Below are 16,391 nucleotides of genomic sequence, written 5' to 3' on the forward strand. Positions count from 1 at the left end.
GCTCCACCTGGCTTAGTGTCACGGTCGTGGGAACGGTGGCACCGCTCCCAGACATGCCACTCAACGTAGCCGCACCCGGCAGAACGACGCAGTCCCCCACCGTCCCGACCGAAGCCCGGCGACCATTCCCCTTTCTCTCCTCGCCGGTCACGGGCATCGGAACGGACAAGGGCTCCCCGCCTCGGAGGCGGGGAGCCCTTCCCAACTTCTGTGTCTCGGCCCTATGCCGGTCAGATGCGGTGCTCGTAGCGGTCGCGAACCTCGCCGGCCGGAGCCCAGCCCTGGTAGACGCCGTAGTCGAACTCCTCGAGCCCGAGCTGGCGGGCCACCGGGGCACGGCCACCGGTGTACTCCAGGCGCAGCCAGTTGTCGGCCTCGGCCAGCACGATGAACGGCTCACCCCGCCAGGTGCAGAGGGTCCGGACGTAGGACATCTCGTCGTACTCGTCCGGCTCCAGGACACGGACGAACCGGCCCGGCCGGATCTCCTCGAAACCGTCGAGCGCCGTGGTGCTGTAGATCCGGACCCGGTCGCCGTCAGGCGCCGCGTCGAACTCCTGCCCCTGCCAGGAGACCACGTAGCCGTCGCGCATCACTGCTCACCCACCCGGCGCCACAGCGGGCCGTCCATGTCGAAGATCGCGATCATCCGCTCGTTACCGTCCGCGTCGACGCGCCACAGCTGTGCGCCGTGCGGCAGCCGGACACTGTCCACCTTGAACTCGGCGATGACGTCACGGCCCTCACCGGGCGCGAACCCGTTGCCACGGAACGGGGGACGCTCGATCACCCAGCCGTCCATGGCACGCAGCGCCTGCTCGTTCTGCCCGCCGTACGGAATCCGGTACAAGCTCGGCCGGTACGCCGGCCAGCGCAGCACGAACGCCTCCTTGGCGTCCGGCTGGAACGGGGACGCCTCGTAGTACAGCCCCAGCGCGCCGAACAACTCCCCCGGAGTTCTCAGGTGCTCGACCTCGGAGGCCCGGTGCACGAACCCGGCCACCCGGTCGTAACCCCGGTCCAGGTAGTAGTCGACCTGCTCGGCGGAGATCGTCTTCTGCATGACGGTGGCCTGCTGCGCCTCGTCGCTGGCGGGCTCCGGAGCCGGCACCGGAGTGGTCGGCGTCTCGATGACCGGGCTCTCGGCCGGCTCGGCGCCGAGACCGGCCTCGGTGGCCCAGTTGGCCAGCGCGATGATCTGGGCGCCCGGGTACTTCGCCCCGACCGGCGTGCCCGGGTTCACGGCGAACGACCAGGCCGGGTCGGGCCAGTTCCGGATCAGCTCGTAGAAGCGGACCCCGACCGTACGGGTCGGCTCGCCGAAGTGCTCGGAGAGCCGGTCCTTGCTGGTGAAGACGATGAGGTAACGCTCGCCCTCCACCTCCTCCGGCAGGAAGGCGAAGCCGGACTCGCCGGGCGCGCTGCCCGGACGGGAGTGGCTGGCGACCGGCACCAGGACCTTGGCCAGCAGCAGCGTCGACAGGAAGACGTCGGTGTTGCCGGTGTCCGCGGCATCCTGCAACTCGCGCTCGACATCGTTGGCCGGGACGAACTCGGCGGCAGCCGGCCCGCGCGCTCCGGTCGCCGAACCCGCGACACCCAGGTTGGAGGCCCCGGACGGGGTATAGCCGGCGGTCGACACGGGCAGCGCCTGCGTGGCGAAGGTCTGCGTCGCATAGGCGGAGGCCGGGCTGCCCTGCGGCGGCAGACCGTAGGCGATCGGGCTGGGCGCCGTCGCCGGGTAGCCGACGGACGCGGTCGGAACGGCGGAACCCTGACCGGGCCGGTCGAACCCGGACGGGGCCGAGTAGGCCCGGTCGGCACCCGCGGCGCCCGGGATCACCGGTGGAATCAGATTCGTCTTGGTCGTGGCCGCGGGATGCTCCTCGGGGCTCGGCGCGACGGGCGGCGCCGGTGCGATCGAGGGCGGCGGCCCGGAGGGGCCGAACCGGTCCGTGGACGGCGGCGGGGCCGCGCGGTCCCAGGCCGCCGGGGCGGGCGGCTCGGTCGCCGGAGCACGGTTCACGCCGAGCGCCTGTGCGGCGGCGGCCATCGAGGCCGGACGCTCGGACGGCGGAGTGACCTGGCGGCGCGGCAGGCCACCGGGCCCCGCGCTTCCCGCTCCCGGACCATCGGCTCCCGGACCAGCGAGATCGGGGCCACCGAGACCCGGTGCGGACGACGCCGGCCCGGAAGGGCTGACCGGCTGCGGACCTGCGGCCGGGGCGGAGCCGCCTCCGGCCGAACCCGGGCCGAACCCGGGCGCGGGTGAGCCCGGAACGGGCCCGGCGGCAGACGGGGCATAACCGAAATCGGGGGCGGGTGAACCCGGAACAGGCCCGGCAGTGCCGGTTGCACCGAATCCGGGCGCCGGCGAGGCCGGAACGGGACCGCCCGCGGGCGAGGCGGGACGAATCGCGGGTGCCGGCCGACCGGCGTTGCTCACATTCGTCGAGGAAGGGACGAACCCGGCCATGCTCGACATGGAACCGCCGCCGGAAGACTGCCCAGGCTGGCGCCGCGGCAGAGCGGGACCCCCGAGCGGTGCGCCCGACGACGGCGCGCCGCCGAACGGAGCACCCGAGGGCGGGGCACTGCTGAACGGAGCACCCGAGGGCGGGGCACTGGCGGGCGGCGCACTCGCCGGGAGGGTGCCGCTGGGCGGGCCGCTCGCCGGGCGGGCGCCGGCGTTCCCGGCCCAGCTCGGGTTGATCTGCGCCTCAGCCGGGTCATACGGCGCGACGTGCTCGGGCACCGGCGGCGTGTTGGCCATCGGGGTGCGCGTCGGCAGCGGCGCGCGCAGGTCCTGGAGTGGCCCGCGCGGGTCCTCCTCGGGGCTGAACGGCATACCGGGCCGCTCCCAACCGGGCGTGGCCATGCCCGACCCGGAAACACTCCGGCCGGACGGAACCGCCGACGCCGGCGCGAGACCGGGCGGAACGGACCCCGGGGCGGCCGGGCTCCGCGGTGCTCCCGTAACCGGGGGCACCGGGTAGGCCGCGGGCGCGGGCGGAGCCTCGTAGGCAGCCGGGGGCGGGTAACCGGCGGACGCGGGAGGAGCCGGCGGCTGGTAGCCCGAGGGAGCGGGCGGGACCGGCGACTGGTAGGCCGCGGGAGTGGCCGGAGCGGTCGTCCCCGCCGGCGCGCGCACCGGCAGGCCGCTGGACGCGGTCCCGCTGGGCGTCCGCACCGGCAGGCCACCCGGCCCGACCGGAGGCTGTGCACCGCCGATGGCTCCCACCGGCGGGGCGCCCGGTGCGGCGGCCGGGGCCGCGGCGGCCGGCGCCTGATCATAGGTCGGCCCGCCGGCCGTGTTCTCCCCGGTCCGGTTCGCCGCCAGCGCCGCCGCGCCGAGCTCCTGGATCTTCGAGGTGGTGTGCGCCTCACGCCCGGGCCCCCGGGTGGGCAGCCGCAGGTCACCGCGAGCGAGCTGGGCCACGAACCAGGCCGGCAGGTAGCCCTCGATCGGCAGGCCGGGGTTGACCGCCAGCCACCACTCGAGGTTGGGCCAGGTGTTGGCCAGCTCGGAATACGGCACCCGCCGCGCCGAACCGGCGTAGTCGGCGAGGCAGGCCCGCAACGCCGCATTCGACGTGAACGCCAGCACATGGGTGCGCCCGCCGGTGCTCCACGTGCCCCAGCCAAGCGGCGCGAGGCCGGCCAGTACGTCGGCGGAGACCGGTAACAACAGGTCGACACCGGCGAGAATGCGGAAGTAGGACTCCTGGTCGTCGGTGCGCAACGCATCGCGCATCGCAACCTCGGCGTCCGTAGCCGGTTCCCACTCGGACACGTCCACCCTCTCCCCACGCGTGCCAACGAGCCAACTCAACGCGTATAACCTACAAGGTCAGGCCACAATCACAATGGGCGGCGGTGTGCTGACAGGTAGGTCGCAACATCGGCACGCCGGGGACGAGATCACCCACGCCTCACGGGCGCTCATTGATCACCTGACGCGATCATTCAACAACCGATGGTAACCGCGAGGGCGGGGTAGACCATTACGCGAATGGGCGACCCCGACAGCTCACTGGAACCGCTGGGTCGCCGACCGCTCGGTGTCGAGGTAGTCGTTGCACGAGTGATCCACGGCGCCCTTGATCCGCCGCAGGATGTGCGACAGATCCTCGGAGGCCTGCCGCCACTTGGCTTGACGTTCCGCGTACGCCTCCTGGGCCGAACCCTCCCAGGTCTGGACCAGCGGGCCCGCGTCGCGCTCGAGCTGGTCGAGGTTCGACCGCAGCGTGTTCAGCGCCTTCTCGATGTCGGCGCCGGCCTGCTGGAGCGCGCCGAAGTTGACGAGCAGAAGACCGTCGTTCATGGGATTCCTCCGATCGATCAGAGCGGCAGAGTGAACGTGCCGCCGGTCTGGCTGACCCTGGAAGCGGCATCACTGTCGGCCGCGTCGTAGCTGGTGCCGGACGAGCGAATCGCCTCGGCGGTCTCGGCGAGCGCGTTGTTGAGGCTGTTCAGATCCGTCGCGTACTGCTGCTTGACGTGCTCGAACGCGTTCGCGCCCATGCCCTTCCAGGAGCTACTGAGAACCGACAACTCGGACATCAGCGTGCTCAGCATGCTCTGCAGCGCGGCGTTCGTGTCGTCGAACTTGGTGGCGGTACTCGCCATCACCGCGGCTTCGGCTTGCGTCTGCGCCATCGGACGTCACCCCTCCCGTTCAGAAATCCGATTCGGACCAACGCTTCATCGACGTGGGCCACTAGGCTAGCCGGTCGCGGCCTGGACCGGGGGCCCGCCGCGAACGACATCGGCGACGACGTTAGCGGCCCGGAGCGAGAGACGGCAGTCCTGGTGACGAACCTGTGGATAACTCCGTGATCGTTTCCGGCCCTGTGGACGAACCCCGGGTCCGGCCGCACGCTGCCCTACGATATGGGCCGCGCATGACCGTGGAGGAACGACCGACGACGGAGAGGGGCGGCTCGTGAGCATCGATGTCGCGGTCCCGATGACCGAGTCCCTGGTCCGCCCCCGGCGGCGCGGGCTGGGCGCGAGCACGGAGCAGATCGTGATCACCCAGGTGGCGGTGGTCCTGCTGCTGTCCGGGTTCGCCATCGGCGGGATCGCGATGGTGCCAGCGGTGGCCGCCGCGGCCGCCCTGCTGGCGCTGACCTGGCTGCGCCTGCGCGGCCGATGGGCGTTCCAGTGGCTGGGTGTCCTGATCCGGTTCGCCGGGCGCCGGCGGAGCGCCCCGATCGACGGCACCACCGCGCTGCTGGGCTATGCGGCTCCGCGGGTCCGGCCGACGACGCTGGATCTGCCGGGCGAGCCGGCGGCGGCACTCGCCGACGACGCCGGCCTCACCGTCATGATCGAGCTCGGCGACCCGGCCGACGAGGCGTCACCCGTCCCGTCGTTCGCGACGGTGCTGCAGGCCACCGGGCGCGACGGCGCCACCGGCAAGGACCAGCCGGGCGTCCGGGTTCAGCTGGTGCTGAGCGCCGTCTCGGCGCCGACCGCGGGGTCCGGCACCGGCCCACCACAGAGCTCGTACCGGACTCTTGCCGAGGGCAGCTCGCTCGGCCATCTCCGCGCGGTGCTCGCGCTGCGTGTCTCGCGGGCCGGCGGCTGGTCGGAGGAGGAGCTGCACCGCAGTCTGGCCGGCATCACCCGGCGGGTGACCCGCCGGCTCGGCGCGGCCCGGCCGCTGGGCGAGGTGGCGGCCCTCCGGGCGATCGCCGACCTGGCGAACACCGACGCCTCCGGCGGTCCCGGCCCCGCCCAGGAGAGCTGGGCCGGGCTGCGGCTCGGCGGGCTGCTCCAGGCGACCTTCCACTGCCGGCCGGCGGCCGGCCGCGATCTGTCCGGCGCGCTGATCACCCGCATCCTGCATCTGCCCGCCGCGGCCACCACGGTGGCGCTGACGGCGACCGCCCTGTTCGTCCGGCTCGCCGCTCCGGACGCCCCGAGTCTGGAGGCCGCGAGCCGGGCGCTGCGCACGCTGCTCGCCGCCGAGCGGATCCGGATCCGCCGGTGGGACGGCGCTCATCTGCCCGGTCTGGCCGCGACGCTGCCTCTCGGCGGTCCGGCACCGGACGGGCCGGCCTTCGGCGTCCCGGAGGTGCGGATCAGCCCGGCCGGCCTGATGGTGGGGCGAAACCGGCACGGCGGCCCGGTGCTGGTCCGGCTGTTCCGGCCGGAGCCGACCCGGGCCCTGCTGGTGGGCGGGCTGGGCGGCGCGCAGATGCTCGCGTTCCGGGCCATGGCGACCGGCGCCCGGGTGCAGGTCCGGACGACCCGGCCGCACGACTGGGAGCCGTTCGCCCGGGGCGCGGCCGTGCCCGGCGAGTCGATCACGATTCTTCCTCCCGGCAGCCCGTTCGAGGCTCCGGCCGGGTCGGTCCGGCATCCGGTGCTCACCATCCTCGACACCGGCGCGACGACGGCCGGCCGGGAGCCGTCCCGGGAGGAGGGCTGGCAGACCACGCTGGTGTTCCGGGAGGAATTCGGGACGGCGGACGTGCCACATGCCACCGAGGCCGACGTGGTGGTGCTCCAGCCGCTGCACCCGGCCGAGGCGACGCTGCTCGGTGGGGCGCTCGGGCTCGGTGACACCACGCCGTACCTCACCCGGATGCGGGCCGACATGATCGCCGTGGTGAACCGGCGGGCGGTCCGGTGGGCCACCCTGTCACAGACGCCGATCGAGCAGTCCCTGATCGGGCCACCGGCGCGAAATCAGCCCGTCGGGTGACACCCTCCCGGGCATAGATCTCGAAAAGATCCCGGGTTGTCGTTTCCACGAGTGGATCACGCATGGCACCATCGCACGCCATGGGCATCCTCATTCGGCTGGTGATCACCGCCGTTTCGCTGTGGATCGCGACCCTGGTGATCGACGGCATCCAACTGACGGCCGATACCGCCGCGAGCAAGGCGGGCACGCTGCTCGCCGTCGCCGTGATCTTCGGTCTGATCAACGCGATCCTGCGGCCGATCATCAAGACCATCGGCTGCGGGTTCTACGTTCTCACGCTCGGCCTGGTCGCGATTCTCGTCAACGGTCTGCTGCTCCTGCTCACCAGCTGGATCGCGGGCAAGCTGGAGCTGGGCTTCCACGTCGACGGGGTGATCGCCGCGATCCTCGGCGCGCTGCTGGTCGGTGTCGTGAGCTGGGTCCTCAACATGCTGGTTCCGGACGGCGACGACTAAACCCGGACGACCAGGTCGCGAGTGCCGGGTCGGCCTCGTGACCTGGTTCATACGCAAGGACCGCTGAATCCTCCCGCCCTTACCGTGGGGGGATGAGCGAGGAGCGGCGTGGGTATCTGTACGGCCTCACGGCGTACACGATGTGGGGTTTCTTCCCCATCTACTTCAAGCTGCTCCGCCCCGCCCCGCCGCTGGAGATCCTCGCCCACCGGGTACTGTGGTCGGTCGTCTTCGTGGCGCTGCTGCTCTCCGCGATGCGTAACTGGCGCTTCCTGTCCCGCCTGCTGCGCACGCCCCGCCTGCTCGGTGGAATCTCCCTGGCCGCGGTACTGCTCGCGGTCAACTGGGGCACCTACATCTACGGTGTGAACTCGTCCCGGGTCGTGGAGACGGCACTCGGCTACTTCATCACCCCGCTGCTGGTCGTCCTGCTCGGCGTGACCGTGCTGCGGGAGCGACTCCGGGCCCTGCAATGGGTCGCCGTCGGGATCGGTGTGCTGGCGGTGGCCATCCTGACCCTGGACTATGGGCGGCTGCCGTACATCGCGCTCACCCTGGCCGTCTCGTTCGGCTGCTACAGCCTGATCAAGAAGCGCATGTCGCTACCGCCCGCGGAGGGCGCGTTCGTCGAGTCGGGCGTTCTGGCGCTGCCCGCGCTGGCGTACCTGACCTGGCTCAACCTGTCCGGGAGCGCGGACTTCGGGCACGTGTCGGTCACCCACACGGTGCTGATGATGCTCTCCGGAGTGGCCACCGCGATCCCGCTGCTGCTGTTCGCCGCGGCGGCGAACCGGGTGCCGCTGGTCGGGCTCGGCATCCTCCAGTACGTGGCGCCGATCCTGCAGCTCGCCGTCGGCCTGCTGATCTACCACGAGCCGATGCCGGCGGCCCGGCTCGCCGGGTTCGGGCTGGTCTGGCTGGCGCTGATCGTCTTCACCGTGGACGGCATCCGCAGTGCCCGGACCGCGGCCCACAACCGCGCGGCGGCCGCGGCCGAGCCGGCCCCCGAAACCCTGCCCACCCACTGACCCGCACAGCGAGAGACTGAGACCGCGAGTCACCGAGGCGGCTCGTACGCCAGCATCACCTTGCCGTCGTACCGGACCAGTTCCAACCGGGACAGGCTCCCCTGGGCGAAGTGCGTGGCCGCCGGCATCGAGAACTCCGCCCCCGGCTGCGCCAGCCACGACCCGAGCTGCTCGGTCTGCTCGTCCGGCCCGTACGCGATGAGCCGGAACGTATAGGGCTTGGCCGTCTTGCTGTAGGAGCACTCCATCTCCACCCGGCTCCCACTGGGCGTGCTGGTGATCCGGACCGTGGCGGTGATCGGCGTGACGTCGTCGACGGGCGTCATGGCGATGGCCGGCCCCGGTGGCGGCGTGTCGGCCGGCGAGTCCCGCAGTCCCCAGAACGCCAGCCCGCCTCCGATCATCAGCACCAGAACCAGCGCGACCGCGGTGCTGAGAAGTCGCCGGGGAAGGGCCCGCACGCGGGGTGCCGCCGGACGGGAGGGCACCGGCAGACCGGGGTCGAGGAGGCGCGCGAAGTCCTCCGCGTCGAGCCGGTCGAGCATGTCCGGCACCTGGGCAAGATCGGCCACCGCTTCCCGGCAGAACGAGCATGTCGCCAGGTGGCGCTCATACGCGGCTCGTTCAATTGGAGACAGCGCACCGAGGACATAGGCGGCGTCGTCGTGCCCGTCCTCGCATCGCATCCGTACCGCCTCCCACCGGGTCACTGTTCCCGGTTTGAGGTACGCGGTTTCGGGCGCGAAGGTTCAACGCAGCCTTAAACCCCCACCTCAAACCGTGGCGGCCCGAATTCGGAGAGCTATCGCTCGTTCAGGCGGTTGCGGACTCCCCTCCGGACAGCGCTTCGGCCACGTTGCGGGCGGCGGCGGTGAGCTTGGCCCGCACCACGCGGGCCGAGGTCAGCATCTCGGCGGCGGGCATGGAGCAGGCGAGGACGAGGCGGCGCTCCATGTCCCGGTCGGCCACGACGACGACGGCGGCGGACGCCAGACCCTGCCGGAACTGACCCATCTCGATCTGCATGCCGCGCCGCTCGCCGGCGGCCAGGTCGGCCTCCAGCGCCTCGGGTGTGGTGAGGGTCGCCGGGGTGAAGGCCCGCATCCCGTAGTCGCGCAGGTATCGCGACCGCTGGTCGGGGGTGAGCGTGGCGAGAAGGGCCTTGCCGAGCGCGGTGGCATGGCCGCCCTCGTCGAAGCCGGGGGCCACGTCGTCCATGAAGGGGGACCGGGCGCCCTCGGCCGACGCCGTGACGGCTATCCGCCCGCCCACGAACCGCCCGAGATAGTGACTGTATCCACTGTCGACGGCCGCCCGGCGCAGCGCCTCACCGACCGCGGGCGGCCCACGGAAGGCGGAGACCAGCTCCCGATATCGATCAGCGATCTCGAGGCCGACGATGTAGGTGCCGTCCTCGCGCCGGATCACGTAGCCCTCGTAGGCCAGTGTCCGCACGAGGTGGTACGTCGTCGCGACGGTCAGCTCGCACCTGCGGGCTATCTGTTTCACGGTCAGCCCTCGTGGAGCTCGTCCCACCGACTCCAGCACGCGCAGGGCACGCGAAACGCTCCGGATGAGATCTGACGGCTCCGCTAGGGGGTCACGCACAGCTACCTCCGAAACCAGGGACTTACACCATATGAAGAATCGTGCTTCTACGGAATGCCAAATGCATGTGGATCACGATCGATCTTCACAGTGGGTGCGATCAATGGAACTGTCCGCATCCGGATAGCCCGTCCCGTCGAACCGCTTCCACCAGCAAAAAGCCGGCGCCGCAACGAAGCGGCGCCGGCTGGCAGGCGAAAACAGCGAAATATGGAGATCAGCCGGTGCGGTCGGCGATGAAGTCGCAGAGCGACTCCATGGCCCGCTTCGGCGCCCCGTCAGGCAGCGGAGCGAGCTGCGTCCGTGCCTCCTCGGCGTAACTGCGGACCGTCTCCCGCGCCCGCTTCATCGCCGCCGACTCCCGCAACAGGGACAGCGCCTCGGCATGCAGCGTGTCGTCGGTGATCGGGCCGGCCGCCAGCAGCTCGCGCAGCCGGACCGCCGACGCGTCGGTGTCGTCACCGGCCAGTGCGTACAGCACCGGGAGGGTCGGAATGCCCTCGCGCAGGTCGGTGCCGGGCGTCTTACCGGACTGGACGGACTCGCTGGCGATGTCGAGCAGATCGTCGGAGAGCTGGAACGCGATCCCGATGGCGTGCCCATACCCGGCGAGGGCCTCCACATGCTCCGGCCGGGCGCCGGAGAACAGCCCGCCGAACCGGGCCGCGGTGGCGATCAGGGACGCCGTCTTCTCGGTGATGACGAACAGGTGGTGCTCGATCGGGTCGGTGCCGCGCGGCCCCACCGTCTCGGCGATCTGCCCGTGCACCAGACGGGCGAACGTCTGCGCCTGCAGGTGCACCGCCTCGGTGCCGAGGCTGGCCGCCAGATCCGCGGCCTGGGCGAAGAGGTAGTCGCCGACCAGGATCGCCACCGAGTTGCCCCAGCGCGCGTTCGCGCTGGACGCGCCCCGGCGCACGGCCGCCTCGTCCATCACGTCGTCGTGGTACAGCGTTGCGAGGTGGGTCAGCTCCACCACGTTGGCCGCGGCCACGACCTCGGGCGACGCCGGGTCGCCGAACTGCGCCCCCAACGCGACAAGCAACGGCCGGAACCGCTTGCCGCCGGCATCGGCCAGATGCCGGGCCGCCTCGGCCACCAACGGATCGGCGCTGGTCACGTGGACCCGCAGCGCCTCCTCCACAGCGGCCAAAGTCGCCGACACCGACTCGTCCATCGCGGGATCGACGTCGAGGCCCAGCGATGACAGCGCCGTTTCGCGCGGGGTCGGATCACCGGTGCTCACCACGCTTTCACGATGCCATACCGTCCATCCGGTTTCTGTCCCAGGGTGGCACGCGACAAGATCAAAAACCCGACAGCACGGGTACGGGCGACGCGGCGCCTTAACGAGCAGTCCGCATCCTCGAACCCGCCGGTGTCGGCCACGGGTGATCGAAGACGGTCATGAACGCCCGGTGCGGGGGTCCCAGGTCGCCGGTGGGCCGCGTGTGGACCTCATCCGGGAAGGTGGTCGGCTCCCCGTACCGAAATCTGTCCTGGATCTTTCAGGCCGTTTGCCGTGGGGCCGGAGAAAGGCGAGAGCCCCGACCGCCGGCCGGGGCTCTCGCGTCCTGATCATTTTCAGCGCACGAACTCGGACGCTTCCCGGGTGAGATCGATCAGCGGCGCGGGCACCACGCCCAGCGCCACCGTCACGATCACGCCGATCCCCAGCACCGCCGAGGTGAGGAAGCCCGGGATCGACACGGTCGGCGCCGACTCGCCCGGCTCGGACAGCCACATCAGCACGACCACCCGCAGGTACGGGAAGGCCAGCAGCATGCTGGTGATCACGCCGAAGATGACGAGCCAGGTCTGCCCGCCCTCGACGGCCGCCCCGAAGACCGCGAACTTGCTGGTGAAGCCGCTGGTCAGCGGAATGCCCGCGAAGGTGAGCAGGATGAAGGTGAAGACACCGGCCAGCAGCGGGCTCTTCCGGCCGATGCCGGCCCACCGGGACAGGTGGGTGGCCTCCCCGTCCGCGTCGCGCACCAGGCTGATGATCGCGAACGCCGCGAGCACCGAGAAGCCGTACGCCACCAGGTAGAACATCGTGCCGCTGAGGCCCTCCTCGTTGAGCGCGAGCACGCCCACCAGCAGGTAGCCGGCGTTCGCGATCGACGAGTAGGCCAGCAGGCGCTTGAGGTCGGTCTGGGTGACCGCCAGGACCGCGCCGATGAACATGGTGAGCACCGCGATCGTCCCGAGGATCGGCTGGAAGCTCCAGCGCACCCCCTCGAACGCCACGTAGAGGATCCGCAGCAGGGCCCCGAACGCGGCGACCTTCGTGCAGGCCGCCATGAACGCGGTGATCGGCGTGGGCGCGCCCTGGTAGACGTCCGGCGTCCAGACGTGGAACGGGGCCAGCGCCGCCTTGAAGAGCAGGCCGATCGCGACCATCGCCAGGCCCACGTAGAGCAGCACCTCGCTGCGCTGCGGGTTGGCGACCGCCTCGTGCACCACCTCGAGCTGGATCCCGCCCGCGTAGCCGTAGACGAAGGCCACGCCGAACAGGAAGAACGCCGAGGCGTACGAGCCGAGCAGGAAGTACTTGAGCGCCGCCTCCTGGCTGAGCAGGCGCCGCCGCCGGGCGAGCGCGCACAGCAGGTAGAGCGGCAGCGAGAAGACCTCCAGCGCCACGAACATGGTGAGCAGGTCGTTCGCCGCGACGAACAGGAGCATGCCGCCGAGCGCGAACACGGTGAGCGGGTACACCTCGGTGGCGCCGGGGCGGCCACCGGCCTGCTGGAGGTCCTTCTGCGAGCCGACGGTGACCGCGGCCTGCGAGACGAACGCCCCGCCCTTCTCGATCGATCGCTCACCGATCAGCAGCAGTGACACCCCGCCGAGCACCAGGATCGAGCCCTGGAGGAACAGGGTCGGCCCGTCGACCGCGACCGCGCCGCCGATGGTGACGGTCCGGGTGCCGCGCTGCCACACCACCGCGGCCAGGGCCGCGACCACTGCGACAAGGGCCAGACCCAGCTGTACGGCGTTGCGCGCCCGCTGCGGGGTCACCACCTCGGCGACGACGCCGAGGCAGGCCGCCCCGAAGAGGATCAGCATGGGCAGCAGTGCCCCGTAGTCGATCGGGGGCAGTTGTAGGGATTCCATGGTCAGCCGCCCACCTTTCCGCCGGCCTCCACCGCGGGGACCGGGTCATTCGCGCCGACGTCCTGCATCGTCGCCTGCACCGCGGGGTTGATCACGTCGGTGACCGGCTTCGGGTAGAAGCCGAGCACCAGCAGGAGCAGGATCAGGGGTGCCACGACCGCCTTCTCCCGCAGGGTGATGTCCTTCGACATGGCCGGCACCTCGGTGAGCGCCGGGTTGAGCGTGCCCTGGGTGGTCCGTTGGATCATCCACAGCACGTACGCCGCGGCCAGCACGATCCCGAGGGTCGCCACCACCGCGTACCCCTTGTGGGTGCTGAACGTGCCGATCAGCACCAGGAACTCGCTGACGAACGGGGCCGTGCCGGGCAGCGCCAGCGACGCCAGACCGGCGAAGAACAGCACCCCGGCCAGCACCGGCATCAGCTTCCCGGCCCCACCGAAGTCGCTGACCAGCGCCGAGCCGCGCCGAGCCACGAACATGCCGACCACGATGAACAGCAGGCCGGTGGCCAGACCGTGGTTGACCATGTAGAGCACCGCGCCGGTCCCGGCCTGCGTGGTGAAGGCGAAGATGCCGATGCCGATGAAGCCGAAGTGGGCGATCGACGTGTACGACACGAGCCGCTTCAGGTCGTTCTGCCCGACCGCGAGCAGCGCCGCGTAGATGATGCCGATCACCGCGAGGACCATGGCGGCCGGTGCGAACCAGCGCGACGCCTCCGGGAAGAGCGAGAGGCAGTAGCGCAGGATGCCGAACGTGCCCACCTTGTCCATCACGCCGACCAGCAGCGCCGCGGCGCCGGCCGGGGCGGCCCCACCGGAGTCCGGCAGCCAGGTGTGGAACGGGAAGAACGGCGCCTTGATCGCGAACGCCACGAAGAAGCCGAGGAACAGCCAGCGCGCGGTGTTCTGGTCGATCTGGGCGGTGCCCTTCACCAGCTCGGCGAAGTCGAACGTGTGCCCGCCGAGCGCCCACAGCCCGATCACCGAGGCCAGCATGAAGAGGCCGCCGACCAGGCTGTAGAGGAAGAACTTGACGGCCGCGTACTGCTTCTGGCCACTGCCGAACGAGCCGATGATGAAGTACATCGGGATCAGCATGATCTCGAAGAACACGTAGAACAGGAACACGTCCGCCGCGGCGAACACCCCGATCATGGTGAACTCGAAGGCCAGCAGCAGCGCGAAGTAGGCCGGCGCCGACCGGGTGCTCTGGTCGACGTCGTGCCAGCTCGCCAGGATCACGACCGGGAACAGGATCGCGATCAGCAACAGCATCACGAGCGCGATGCCGTCGGCCGCGAAGGTGAGCCGGGCGTCCCAGGACGGGATCCAGGCGTACGACTCACGGAACTGGAACCGGTCGCCGCCGATGGTGAACGCGCCCCACATGACGGCGCTCAGCACCAGGACGGCCAGCGACCAGCCCAGTGCCACGATCTTGGCGAGCTCCGCTTTCGTACGCGGAATGAAGGCCACCACCGCGGCCCCCACCAGGGGCAGGGCCGTCAGGATGGACAGGAACGGGAAGTCTTTCACGCCAACCACCCCAGCTGGATCGCGAGGAAGGCGCCGACCACCAGCATCGCGCCGGTGAGCATGGACAGCGCGTACGAACGAACGAATCCGGTCTGGAGCCGGCGCAGCCTGCCGGACCCACCGCCGACCGCGGCCGCGAGGCCGTTGACCAGGCCGTCGATGCCCTTGCCGTCGAGGTAGACGAGCGCCCGGGTGAGGTAGATGCCGGGCCGTTCGAAGACCGCCTCGTTGAACGCGTCCGTGTAGAGGTTGCGCCGCGCAGCGGTGACCAGGACCCCGGCCGGCTGCGGTTCGAGGGCCGTGCCCCGGCGGAAGAGCGCCCAGGCCAGGCCCGCCCCGATGATCGTGACCACCAGCGACAGTGCGGTGATCACGGTGTGCGAGAGGACGCCGTGCGCCTCCTCACCGTGCTCGCCGAAGACCGGGTTCAGCCAGTCCGGCACGCTGGTGCTCATCAGGAAACCGGCGCCGACCGAGCCGATCGCCAGCAGGATCAGCGGGATCGTCATGATCGCCGGCGACTCGTGCGGGTGCTGGTTGTCCTCGGTCCAGCGGGCCGGGCCGTGGAAGGTCAGCACGAAGAGCCGGGTCATGTAGAACGCGGTCAGGCCGGCGCCGATCAGCGCGGCCATTCCGAAGACCCAGGCCTCCCAGACGACCTCACGCTCGAAGGCGGCCGCGATGATCGGCTCCTTGGAGAAGTAGCCGGACAGCGGCGGGATGCCGATGATCGCGAGCCAGCCGGTGCCGAAGGTCAGCCAGGTGATCTTCATGTGCTTCGACAGGCCACCGAAACGCCGGATGTCGACCTGGTCGTGCATCCCGTGCATGACCGAGCCGGCGCCGAGGAACATGTTGGCCTTGAAGAAGCCGTGCGCCAGCAGGTGCACGATGGCCAGCGCGTACGCCCCACCGCCGAGCCCCACGCCGAGGAACATGTAGCCGATCTGGCTGACCGTCGACCAGGCCAGGACGCGCTTGATGTCGTCCTTGGCCGCACCGATGACACAGCCGATCAGCAGGGTCAGCGCGCCGACGCTCACCACGACCAACTGGAGCGTGGTGTTCGCCGAGAAGATCGGGTTGGACCGGGCGATCAGGTAGACGCCGGCGGTGACCATGGTCGCCGCGTGGATGAGCGCGGAGACCGGGGTCGGGCCCTCCATCGCGTCCGGGAGCCAGGCCTGCAACGGGAACTGGCCGGACTTACCGCAGGCGCCGAGCAGCAGCAGGATTCCCATGACCAGGATGGTTCCGGCGGCCAGCGAGTCGACACCGTTGAAGACGTCCTCGTACTGGGTGCTGCCCAGCTCGGTGAACATCAGGAAGATGCCGATCGCCAGGCCGGCGTCGCCGACCCGGTTCATCAGGAACGCCTTCTTGCCGGCGGTGGCCGCCGACGGCCGGGTGTACCAGAACGAGATCAGCAGGTAGGACGCCAGACCGACGCCCTCCCAGCCGAAGTACAGCATCACGTAGTTGTTGCCCAGGACCAGCAGCAACATCGCCGAGACGAAGAGGTTGAAGTAGCCGAAGAACTTCCGCCGGCCGGGGTCGTGCTCCATGTACCCGACCGCGTACAGGTGGATCAGCGAGCCGACACCGGTGATCAGCAGGACGAAGACACCGGCCAGCGGATCGAAGAGCAGGCCGAAGTCGACGTTCAGCCGGCCGACCACGATGAAGTCCCAGAGGCTCAGCTCAGCCGACCTCTGCGAGGCCTCCAGACCGGACAAACTAACAAAAAAGATCAGACCGAGTACGAACGAGGCCGCAACCGAGGCGACGCCGAGCCAATGGCCCCATTTGTCGGCCCGCTTGCCGAGCAACAGCAGGATCGCCGCGCTGGCCAGCGGAATCGCCACGAGCAACCAGATGTTGCTCAGCACTCCCGTAGCCGGGGCGTAACTGATTTCCACGTCAG

General features: G+C 70.5%; 13 protein-coding genes. 3 read left to right on the forward strand and 10 right to left on the reverse strand.

The features are described from left to right. Nucleotides 1–230 precede the first annotated feature (230 nt). From IEZ13_RS41155 to IEZ13_RS41175, 4 genes are all read right to left on the reverse strand, one after another. Nucleotides 231–596, reverse strand: coding sequence for a hypothetical protein (locus IEZ13_RS41155; protein ID WP_183225894.1), 366 nt, complete (start codon nucleotides 594–596; stop codon nucleotides 231–233). Then, entirely contained in the window at nucleotides 593–3,754 is a 3,162-nt protein-coding gene (locus tag IEZ13_RS41160; RefSeq protein ID WP_229795688.1) for an SseB family protein, read from the reverse strand. The genes IEZ13_RS41155 and IEZ13_RS41160 overlap by 4 nt, the downstream gene beginning before the upstream one ends. 276 nt (nucleotides 3,755–4,030) lie before the next feature. Further along, nucleotides 4,031–4,324, reverse strand: coding sequence for a WXG100 family type VII secretion target (locus tag IEZ13_RS41170; protein ID WP_183225895.1), 294 nt, complete (start codon nucleotides 4,322–4,324; stop codon nucleotides 4,031–4,033). Between the two features lie 17 nt (nucleotides 4,325–4,341). Next, the gene (locus IEZ13_RS41175) at nucleotides 4,342–4,659 is read right to left on the reverse strand and encodes a WXG100 family type VII secretion target (protein ID WP_183225896.1); all 318 of its coding nucleotides are present in this window, start codon (nucleotides 4,657–4,659) and stop codon (nucleotides 4,342–4,344) included. A 286-nt stretch (nucleotides 4,660–4,945) separates the two neighbouring features. Here IEZ13_RS41175 and IEZ13_RS41180 point away from each other — a divergent pair, with 286 nt between their 5' ends. From IEZ13_RS41180 to rarD, 3 genes are all read left to right on the forward strand, one after another. After that, nucleotides 4,946–6,715, forward strand: coding sequence for a type VII secretion protein EccE (locus tag IEZ13_RS41180; RefSeq protein WP_183225897.1), 1,770 nt, complete (start codon nucleotides 4,946–4,948; stop codon nucleotides 6,713–6,715). 80 nt (nucleotides 6,716–6,795) lie between these two features. After that, nucleotides 6,796–7,173: a phage holin family protein gene (locus tag IEZ13_RS41185; RefSeq protein ID WP_183225898.1), complete on the forward strand. Its 378-nt coding sequence runs from the start codon at nucleotides 6,796–6,798 to the stop codon at nucleotides 7,171–7,173. A 92-nt stretch (nucleotides 7,174–7,265) separates the two neighbouring features. Further along, nucleotides 7,266–8,201, forward strand: coding sequence for an EamA family transporter RarD (rarD, locus tag IEZ13_RS41190; RefSeq protein ID WP_183225899.1), 936 nt, complete (start codon nucleotides 7,266–7,268; stop codon nucleotides 8,199–8,201). A 29-nt stretch (nucleotides 8,202–8,230) separates the two neighbouring features. Here rarD and IEZ13_RS41195 read toward each other — a convergent pair whose 3' ends face one another. From IEZ13_RS41195 to nuoL, 6 genes are all read right to left on the reverse strand, one after another. After that, on the reverse strand, nucleotides 8,231–8,887 hold the full coding sequence (locus tag IEZ13_RS41195; RefSeq protein WP_183225900.1) for an anti-sigma factor family protein: 657 nt from the start codon (nucleotides 8,885–8,887) through the stop codon (nucleotides 8,231–8,233). Nucleotides 8,888–9,014: 127 nt separating this feature from the next. Next, the gene (locus IEZ13_RS41200; protein WP_043522768.1) at nucleotides 9,015–9,809 is read right to left on the reverse strand and encodes an IclR family transcriptional regulator; all 795 of its coding nucleotides are present in this window, start codon (nucleotides 9,807–9,809) and stop codon (nucleotides 9,015–9,017) included. 217 nt (nucleotides 9,810–10,026) lie between these two features. Next, entirely contained in the window at nucleotides 10,027–10,986 is a 960-nt protein-coding gene (locus IEZ13_RS41205) for a polyprenyl synthetase family protein (protein ID WP_183226004.1), read from the reverse strand. Nucleotides 10,987–11,393: 407 nt separating this feature from the next. Further along, complete coding sequence (gene nuoN / locus IEZ13_RS41210) at nucleotides 11,394–12,926, reverse strand: NADH-quinone oxidoreductase subunit NuoN (RefSeq protein WP_183225901.1); 1,533 nt, start codon at nucleotides 12,924–12,926, stop codon at nucleotides 11,394–11,396. Nucleotides 12,927–12,928: 2 nt separating this feature from the next. After that, entirely contained in the window at nucleotides 12,929–14,467 is a 1,539-nt protein-coding gene (locus IEZ13_RS41215; RefSeq protein WP_183225902.1) for an NADH-quinone oxidoreductase subunit M, read from the reverse strand. Further along, nucleotides 14,464–16,386 carry an NADH-quinone oxidoreductase subunit L gene (gene nuoL, locus IEZ13_RS41220; RefSeq protein ID WP_183225903.1) on the reverse strand — a complete coding sequence of 641 codons (1,923 nt, stop codon included), beginning with the start codon at nucleotides 16,384–16,386 and terminating at the stop codon, nucleotides 14,464–14,466. The genes IEZ13_RS41215 and nuoL overlap by 4 nt, the downstream gene beginning before the upstream one ends. Nucleotides 16,387–16,391 lie beyond the last annotated feature (5 nt).

Origin of the sequence: Actinoplanes campanulatus, assembly GCF_014647795.1 — a bacterium.
GTDB classification, from domain to species: Bacteria; Actinomycetota; Actinomycetes; order Mycobacteriales; family Micromonosporaceae; genus Actinoplanes; species Actinoplanes campanulatus.

Coding starts and splice junctions, on each gene's coding strand:
- IEZ13_RS41160 (WP_229795688.1), bottom strand. CDS start 3,754: ATGCGCGATGCGTTGCGCACCGACGACCAGGAGTCCTACTTCCGCATT.
- IEZ13_RS41170 (WP_183225895.1), bottom strand. CDS start 4,324: ATGAACGACGGTCTTCTGCTCGTCAACTTCGGCGCGCTCCAGCAGGCC.
- IEZ13_RS41175 (WP_183225896.1), bottom strand. CDS start 4,659: ATGGCGCAGACGCAAGCCGAAGCCGCGGTGATGGCGAGTACCGCCACC.
- IEZ13_RS41185 (WP_183225898.1), top strand. CDS start 6,796: ATGGGCATCCTCATTCGGCTGGTGATCACCGCCGTTTCGCTGTGGATC.
- rarD (WP_183225899.1), top strand. CDS start 7,266: ATGAGCGAGGAGCGGCGTGGGTATCTGTACGGCCTCACGGCGTACACG.
- IEZ13_RS41195 (WP_183225900.1), bottom strand. CDS start 8,887: ATGCGATGCGAGGACGGGCACGACGACGCCGCCTATGTCCTCGGTGCG.
- IEZ13_RS41205 (WP_183226004.1), bottom strand. CDS start 10,986: ATGGACGAGTCGGTGTCGGCGACTTTGGCCGCTGTGGAGGAGGCGCTG.
- nuoN (WP_183225901.1), bottom strand. CDS start 12,926: ATGGAATCCCTACAACTGCCCCCGATCGACTACGGGGCACTGCTGCCC.